Here is a 6,941-nt window from a genome sequence, read left to right as displayed (position 1 = left end):
GCCCTACTGCCCTACTGCCCTACTGCCCTACTGCCCTACTGCCCTACTGCCCTACTGCCCTACTGCCCTACTGCCCTACTGCCTTAATCGGCTATCGAAACCACGCCGCAATCCCCGGCCTCCGAGCCGAAGACGAGGCGGTGGCCGTGCTCATCCCAGCCCATGCTCGTGATTGCGCCCTTGCCGGGGCGGCGCAGGAGGACTTCCTTGCTGTCGGCGAAACGTGCGATCAGGATCATGCCGTCATTATAGCCAATGGCCGCAATGTCCTCGACCGGGTGGCAGGCAACCGATGTCACCATGCTGTCACCGCGAAGGCCAAGCTCCAAGGGAGCCTTGCCCATCGGGCCATCCTTGCCCGCAAAGGGCCAGACGATTGCCGCGGGCGCGCCGGAAGTGGCGAGCCACTTGGCCTTGGCGCTCCAAGACCAGTCCTTCACCTTCGCCGGATAGCCCGTCATGCGCATGTGCTTCGTATCTTCGAGACGCCAGCCATGCAGCGCATTTTCCTGCATCGAGGTGATGAGGAAGCGGCCATCGGGCGAGAAGATTACGCCGATATGCGCGCCTTTCCATTCCAGTTCGACGGGCTTTGCCGCCGTGCCGGTCCAGATCAGCGTTGCGCCGTTATAGCGTGCAATCGCCAGCCGCTGGCCCTTCGGCGCAAAGGCGATGGCTTCGACGCTGCGTTCCTGCGCAAATTCCTGCACCTTGCCGTCAGAGGTACGCACCCATGCAGTGCGACCTGATGCAAAACCGACAGTTCCGCCGGGGCCTGCTGCGACAGCGGTCATCCATTTGCGCGGAACCTTTGCAAGTTCGCTCACCGTTCCATCGACGTCGGTACGGCACACGCGACCGTCTTCGCCGCCGGTGATGAGCGACTTTCCATCAACGGAAACGGTCGCGCTCAACAGCCCGTCATGGGCGGCAGAGGTCCTGCTTCCATTGTTGAGCTGATGGATCGCGCCATCGGCCATGGCGAAGAAGGGAATGCCGCCGACAAAGCGCGCATAAAGACAATGACCTTCAAGGTCGAGCGGAGCTACTGTAGGCATCGGCTTCCGGTATTGTTTATTGATGAGGGCATTTCCAGCAAAGCTTTGGAGCGGTTACTGGAAATGCGCAAGAGGGAACAGGGGGCGCTCCCGGTTCGGTCCGAACCGGAGGCTTATTTCGCCTGGCTGTTCTCGAAACCGGCCTTCAGGGCGGCGGGGTCGAGTTCGCGTCCGATGAAGACGAGGCGGCTTTCACGCTTTTCGTCTTCCTTCCAGGCGCGCTGGTGATCGCCTTCGATGATCATGTGCACGCCCTGCACCACATAGCGGTCCGGGTCGTCCTTGAAAGCGATGATGCCCTTGAGGCGCAGGATGTTCGGTCCCTGCGTCTGGGTGATGTTCTGTATCCACGGGAAGAATTTCGCCGGGTCGATTTCACCCGCCCTCAGCGATACCGACTTCACCGTCACATCATGGATCGGCGAGGCGTGATCGTGGTGGTGATGATGGTCATGATCGCAATCAGGGCCGCACACATGGTCGTGGTCGTGGTGATGATCATGGTCGTGATCATGCGCATGGTGATGGTGTCCATGGTGGTCATGATCATGGTGATCGTGATCGCAGTCGGGGCCGCATACGTGGTCGGGATGGTCGTGGTCGAGGAAGTGCGGATCGTTGTCCAGAACGCGCTTGAGGTCGAAGGCGCCGCGATCCAGCACGCGGTCGAGCGGGATGGAGGCGCGCTCGGTGCGGTGGATGATGGCGTGCGGGTTGATGGCGCGCACGGTCGCCTCGATGGCGGCCAGTTCCTGCGGCGTGACGAGGTCGGTCTTGTTGATGAGCACCACGTCGGCAAAGGCGATCTGGTCTTCCGCCTCGCGGCTGTCCTTCAGGCGGAGCGGCAGGTGCTTGGCATCGACAAGGGCGACAACCGCGTCGAGGCCGGTCTTGGCGCGCACGTCGTCATCCATGAAGAAGGTCTGCGCGACCGGAACCGGGTCGGCAAGGCCGGTGGTTTCCACGATGATGGCGTCGAAGCGGCCCGGGCGGCGCATCAGGCCTTCCACCACGCGGATCAGGTCGCCGCGCACGGTGCAGCAGATGCAGCCATTGTTCATTTCGTAGATTTCTTCGTCCGACTCGACGATCAGGTCGTTGTCGATGCCGATCTCGCCGAATTCATTGACGATGACGGCATAACGCTTGCCGTGGTTCTCGGTCAGGATGCGGTTGAGAAGGGTGGTCTTGCCCGAACCCAGATAACCCGTCAGGACGGTCACGGGGATGCGGCCAGCTTCAGTGGTCGTCTTGGTTTCAGACGGAGCTTCGGTTTGGGCTTCAGCCTGGCTCATGGTCATGCCTCTTGAAGTTGTGGCCTTGTGAAGTCGGGGTCAAGGGCAGCCAGCGCAAAGCGGCACGGCACCAAAACCCCGGATAGGACAATTCATATAAGGGAAGGGCGGCGTGAATGCCATATGCAATGCTATAATATTACATTCTCGTCGTTCACGATGATGGCAGTGGCTTTTCCCGAAGCTTGCCCTATGCAGACGTCAGATCTCACCCCTTCAAAGAAGCTTCCGATAGAAGATCACCCGCTCCGTTTCATCAAAACCCAGCGCCGTGTGAAAGCTCTGGCTGTCCCGGTTTTCGAGCAGAACGTCGGAGGCAAATTCGGTGCAGCCTTTTTCCCGGCCCCAGTTTGCGATTGCCTCGCAAAGCAAGCGCGCGATGCCACGCTGGCGATATTCGGGAGACACGTAGATTCCCTCCAGGAACAAGACAGGCGATGTCTCGCAGCCGTTGACATAGTCGCGCCGCAACGCTGCCTCCGCGAAGCCTGCGATCTGATCGCCAGCGCTTTCCGCGATGAATGTTACGGCATCGGGGTCATCCTGATCGAGCGTCTCGTAGATCTCCTGCAGATGCTGCTCAAGGCTGGTATCGGGCCAGAGCGCATGGCGCAATTGCGCCCATGCTTCGGCATGTTCCCTTCGTGCGACGAGCGTGTCCATCCCGATATATCCGGGCTCAGCTCGGCTGACTGGCGAGACGTTGCGATTTGAACCGGGCAAGATCGAACCTGTCGACATCGCGCAGCAGGTCGATGAAACCGGCGACCGCGTTGGCGATCAGCTTTTCCCCGGCTTCCGCCGTCGCGGCGGCGGCGTTGCCGGCAACGCCTTCCGGGTTGAGATCGTGCATCTTCCAGCCGAAGGCATGCGGGCCATAGGCGCGCAGGAACCTGAACTTCTCGGCATAGCGTGACTGGGCATTGGAGAAATTGCGCGCCTTCGACATGTCCACCAGATCGGGGCGCAGGGCCAGCATCACCGATGTCTCGATGAAGCCGCCGTGAATGTCGAGCGCCTTTTCCTCCGGCGTGATCAGGCCATCCGGCAGTCCGAAGCGGGTCCAGCTCGTGGCAACGGCAAGCATGTCGAGCCGTGTGCGCAGCTCCGTCGCGACAATCGTCATCAGGGGCGAATTTCCGCCATGCGCGTTCAGCATGACCAGTTTGCGGATGCCGCCCGCGTGAAGGTTTTCACCGATGCCGATCCACTGGTTCACGGCCTCGGCATAGGCGAGGCTCTGGGTTCCTTCCGTGTCCATGTGCTCGATGGAATAGCCGACCGGCTGGGCGGGCAGGAAATTGACGTTGAGTTCGGCGGGCAGCGCATCGCTGACGCGCGCGACAATGCCCTCGGCGATGATCGTATCCGTTTCAAACGGCAGGTGAGGCCCATGCTGTTCGTGAGCGCCAAGGGGCAGGACGACAATCATGTCGCTGTTTTGCTCGCGCAGATCGGTCATGTTTTCCTCGCTTTATTCTTTTCTTCGAGCCTGAGACCCTAACGCTCGTTAGCCATGACAGCAACCGGGCCTTGTTGTTTCATAAGTCGGACAATATTTTACGATATATGAATGGACGGGACTATCGATCAGGCGACAGGAAATAGTTTATTTTGAACAGGCACCTCGTCCGAAACCGTTTCGCTTTTCGGGGATGTGCTCCAAAGAAACAAGGGCGAGGTGGCGATGAGCAAGGACAATAAGGCGGTTGTACTTTACCGGCTGCAATCCGTGGCGAGGCTGTCGCGGACGGTGCTGGCCACGCGGCTTCTGGAGCAGGGGCTCTATGCGGGGCAGGATGCGGTCATGCTGCAACTGGCGGCCGAGGACGGGCTGACGCCCGGCGTTCTGGCGCAGCGCCTGGGTGTGCGTCCGCCCACCATCACCAAAACCATTGCGCGCCTGCAAAGCCAGGGTTTCGTCGCGAAGCGCGCCTCGGAAACCGATCAGCGCCAGTCGCATATCTATCTCACGCAGGCTGGTCTGGAGACCATCAAGGCAATCGAGAAGTCCATTCGCAAGACCGAGAAGGACATGCTGAAAGGCCTCGACAAGAAGGATCGCAAGACCTTCCTCAAGATGCTGAGCCGGATGGAGAGCAATCTAGCGCTTCGTGGCGTCGTGCGCCTTGCGGAAGAAGCGGAAACGGAAGTGCTGGAAGAGGACGAGGTGGAATAAGTCCGCCCTTTCTCCAGCTCTAACTATTTGTTTTGACGCGCATCTTGGCGGGAAACCGTGAAACACTTTTCAGGTTGCGTGCTATCGAAAATGCTTCCAATTCAAGGATGGCAATGGCATAACCGTTCGCAGGACGAACGGTCGCGTCCTGCCTTGTCAGGTTGCGGCTGCGTCTCCGACTGCGGCACGGACCAATTTGGGGAGGCGACTTGGCCCAGAAAATAAAGCTATCGACCATCGCTGACGCGCTTGGTGTTTCGACAGCCACAGTTTCGCTCGCTTTGCGCGACAGCCCCCTCGTTGCCGACCAGACCCGCGAGAAGATCAAGGAACATGCCCGCGCCATCGGTTATATCTATAACCGTCGCGCTGCGAGCCTGCGCACCTCGCGTTCCGGCATTGTCGGCGTCGTGGTGCATGACATCATGAATCCGTTCTTCGCGGAAATCCTCAAATCCATCGAAACGGAACTGGACCGGTCGCGGCAGACCTTCATCCTGTCCAACCATTACGACCAGCTGGAAAAGCAGCGCACCTTCATGGATACGCTTTTGCAGCTCGGCGCGGACGGGGTCATCATGTCCCCCGCCATCGGCACCCCGCCGGAAGATATCCAGCTTGCCGAAGATAACGGCCTGCCGGTCGTGCTGATCGCGCGCAGCGTCGAGGGCGTTCACGCGCCGGTGTTCCGGGGCGACGACGCCTATGGCATCGGCCTTGCCACCAATCACCTGATTTCGCTCGGCCACACGCGCATCGCCATGATCGGCGGCACCGACCAGACCTCGACGGGCCGCGACCGCTATCGCGGCTATGTGCAGGCCATGGAAAAGGCCGGGCTTGAGGTTCGTCCCGACTGGCGCATCGCCGGGCCGCGCACGAAGCAGGGCGGCTTTGAGGTCGCGCCGCAATTTCTGGCGCTGAAGGACAAGCCGACGGCGGCGGTCTGCTGGAACGACCTGACGGCCATCGGCCTGATGAACGGCATTGCCCGCGCCGGGCTGGTGCCGGGCGAGGACATTTCCGTGACCGGCTATGACGATCTGGAGGAAGCTGCCATTGCGACGCCAGCGCTGACGACCGTCTGGAACGGCCAGCGCGAGGTGGGGCGCCGTGCGGCGCGCGCGCTGCTCGATCAGTTGAACGGCGTCGAGGTGTCCTCGATGCAGGAACTCATCAAGCCGGAACTGCATATCCGGCAATCGACGTCCAAGCCGAAACACGGCTGATTTCCCCCGCACCGGCTCTCTTTCGGGTCGGTTTTCTTTACGCATTATCCTAAGCAAAACCGCTGCGCACTTTTGCTGGAAATGCTCTACGCATGAGGAATGCCATGACAAAACGCGACGCGACAATTCTGGTGCTCGGCAATTTCGACGACTATGCCGTGCAGAGGCTTTCGGGCGAGTTCAATGTCCAGCGTATCGCGCGCGGCGACACGGCGCTTCTCGATGCCGCTTGGGCGAAAGACGTGAAGGGCATCGCCAGCATGTCGACCGTCGATGCGGCGCTGATCGACGCCTTGCCCAATCTCGAAATCATCGGCAATTTTGGCGTCGGCTACGACGCCGTGGATGCGAAACATGCCGGTGCGAACAATGTCATGGTCACCAACACGCCGGACGTGCTGACCGAGGAAGTGGCGGATACGACCATCGGCCTCCTGATCGACACGGTGCGCGAATTGTCGAAGTCGCAGGAATTCCTGCGGGCCGGCAACTGGGTGAAGGAGGGCCGCTATCCGCTGTCGAAGCTGTCCTTGCGTGGGCGCAAGGTCGGCATTTTCGGCCTTGGCCGCATCGGCAAGGCGGTCGCCCGCCGCATTGAGGCATTCGGCCTGCCGGTTGCCTATCACAATCGCCGCAAGTCGCCGGATGCCACTTACGAATATCATCCGAGCCTTAAGGAACTGGCCGAAGCCGTCGACACGCTCATTCTGGTAGCGCCGGGCGGCGCGGAAACGGCCAAGGCCGTCAATGCGGACGTGCTGAAGGCGCTCGGACCGGAAGGCGTGCTCGTCAATATCGGACGCGGTTCGGTGGTGGATGAAGAGGCGCTTGCCGAAGCGCTGCAGAACGGAACGATTGCCGCTGCCGGTCTCGACGTCTTTGCAAACGAGCCGCACGTTCCACAAGCCTTGCTCGATGCGCCGAACACGGTCCTCCTGCCGCATATCGGCTCCGCCTCGGTCCGGACCGCCGCGATATGGCCAATCTGGTGATCGACAATCTCATCGCGTGGTTCGACACTGGTGAGGCGCTGACGCCCGTGCCGGAGACGGTTCACGTTAAGGCAGTAAGGCAATAGGGCAGTAAGGCAGTATGTTAAGGGAATAGGGGAATAAGGGAGTAGGGGAGTATGTTTGGCTTGCGGACGACCGCAACGCACATATCCTTCTCTGCCCTACTG

6 protein-coding genes and 1 pseudogene are annotated in these 6,941 nt (G+C 60.6%); 3 read left to right on the top strand and 4 right to left on the bottom strand.

Going from position 1 to position 6,941, the window contains the following annotated elements:
• Positions 1 to 83: 83 nt before the first annotated feature.
• The 4 genes from ACS5UA_RS22610 to ACS5UA_RS22595 all read right to left on the bottom strand — a co-directional run bounded on the left by ACS5UA_RS22610 (position 84) and on the right by ACS5UA_RS22595 (position 3,815).
• Entirely contained in the window at positions 84 to 1,058 is a 975-nt protein-coding gene (locus ACS5UA_RS22610) for a WD40 repeat domain-containing protein (RefSeq protein WP_112670420.1), read from the bottom strand.
• Between the two features lie 113 nt (positions 1,059 to 1,171).
• Complete coding sequence (locus ACS5UA_RS22605; RefSeq protein ID WP_031346844.1) at positions 1,172 to 2,353, bottom strand: CobW family GTP-binding protein; 1,182 nt, start codon at positions 2,351 to 2,353, stop codon at positions 1,172 to 1,174.
• Between the two features lie 216 nt (positions 2,354 to 2,569).
• Positions 2,570 to 3,016, bottom strand: coding sequence for an aminoglycoside 6'-N-acetyltransferase (gene aac(6') / locus ACS5UA_RS22600; protein WP_443101868.1), 447 nt, complete (start codon positions 3,014 to 3,016; stop codon positions 2,570 to 2,572).
• Between the two features lie 16 nt (positions 3,017 to 3,032).
• Positions 3,033 to 3,815 carry a creatininase family protein gene (locus ACS5UA_RS22595; RefSeq protein WP_443101867.1) on the bottom strand — a complete coding sequence of 261 codons (783 nt, stop codon included), beginning with the start codon at positions 3,813 to 3,815 and terminating at the stop codon, positions 3,033 to 3,035.
• Positions 3,816 to 4,040: 225 nt separating this feature from the next.
• Between ACS5UA_RS22595 and ACS5UA_RS22590 the strand changes: the two genes are divergently transcribed.
• The 3 genes and pseudogenes from ACS5UA_RS22590 to ACS5UA_RS22580 all read left to right on the top strand — a co-directional run bounded on the left by ACS5UA_RS22590 (position 4,041) and on the right by ACS5UA_RS22580 (position 6,839).
• Complete coding sequence (locus tag ACS5UA_RS22590; RefSeq protein ID WP_021587088.1) at positions 4,041 to 4,532, top strand: MarR family winged helix-turn-helix transcriptional regulator; 492 nt, start codon at positions 4,041 to 4,043, stop codon at positions 4,530 to 4,532.
• A gap of 209 nt (positions 4,533 to 4,741) precedes the next feature.
• Positions 4,742 to 5,761 carry a LacI family DNA-binding transcriptional regulator gene (locus ACS5UA_RS22585; protein ID WP_006471199.1) on the top strand — a complete coding sequence of 340 codons (1,020 nt, stop codon included), beginning with the start codon at positions 4,742 to 4,744 and terminating at the stop codon, positions 5,759 to 5,761.
• 104 nt (positions 5,762 to 5,865) lie between these two features.
• Positions 5,866 to 6,839 (top strand): annotated as a pseudogene (locus tag ACS5UA_RS22580) (2-hydroxyacid dehydrogenase).
• Positions 6,840 to 6,941 lie beyond the last annotated feature (102 nt).

Source organism: Brucella sp. RRSP16 (assembly GCF_052246815.1).
GTDB lineage: Bacteria > Pseudomonadota > Alphaproteobacteria > Rhizobiales > Rhizobiaceae > Brucella > Brucella intermedia.
The sequence above is the reverse complement of the archived record's forward strand: the minus strand, read 5'-3'. Positions and strand labels throughout refer to the sequence as shown.

Bases quoted from the DNA above. Each gene is read 5' to 3' on its own strand.
- ACS5UA_RS22610 (WP_112670420.1), bottom strand. From the start codon at position 1,058: ATGCCTACAGTAGCTCCGCTCGACCTTGAAGGTCATTGTCTTTATGCG.
- ACS5UA_RS22605 (WP_031346844.1), bottom strand. From the start codon at position 2,353: ATGAGCCAGGCTGAAGCCCAAACCGAAGCTCCGTCTGAAACCAAGACG.
- ACS5UA_RS22590 (WP_021587088.1), top strand. From the start codon at position 4,041: ATGAGCAAGGACAATAAGGCGGTTGTACTTTACCGGCTGCAATCCGTG.
- ACS5UA_RS22595 (WP_443101867.1), bottom strand. From the start codon at position 3,815: ATGACCGATCTGCGCGAGCAAAACAGCGACATGATTGTCGTCCTGCCC.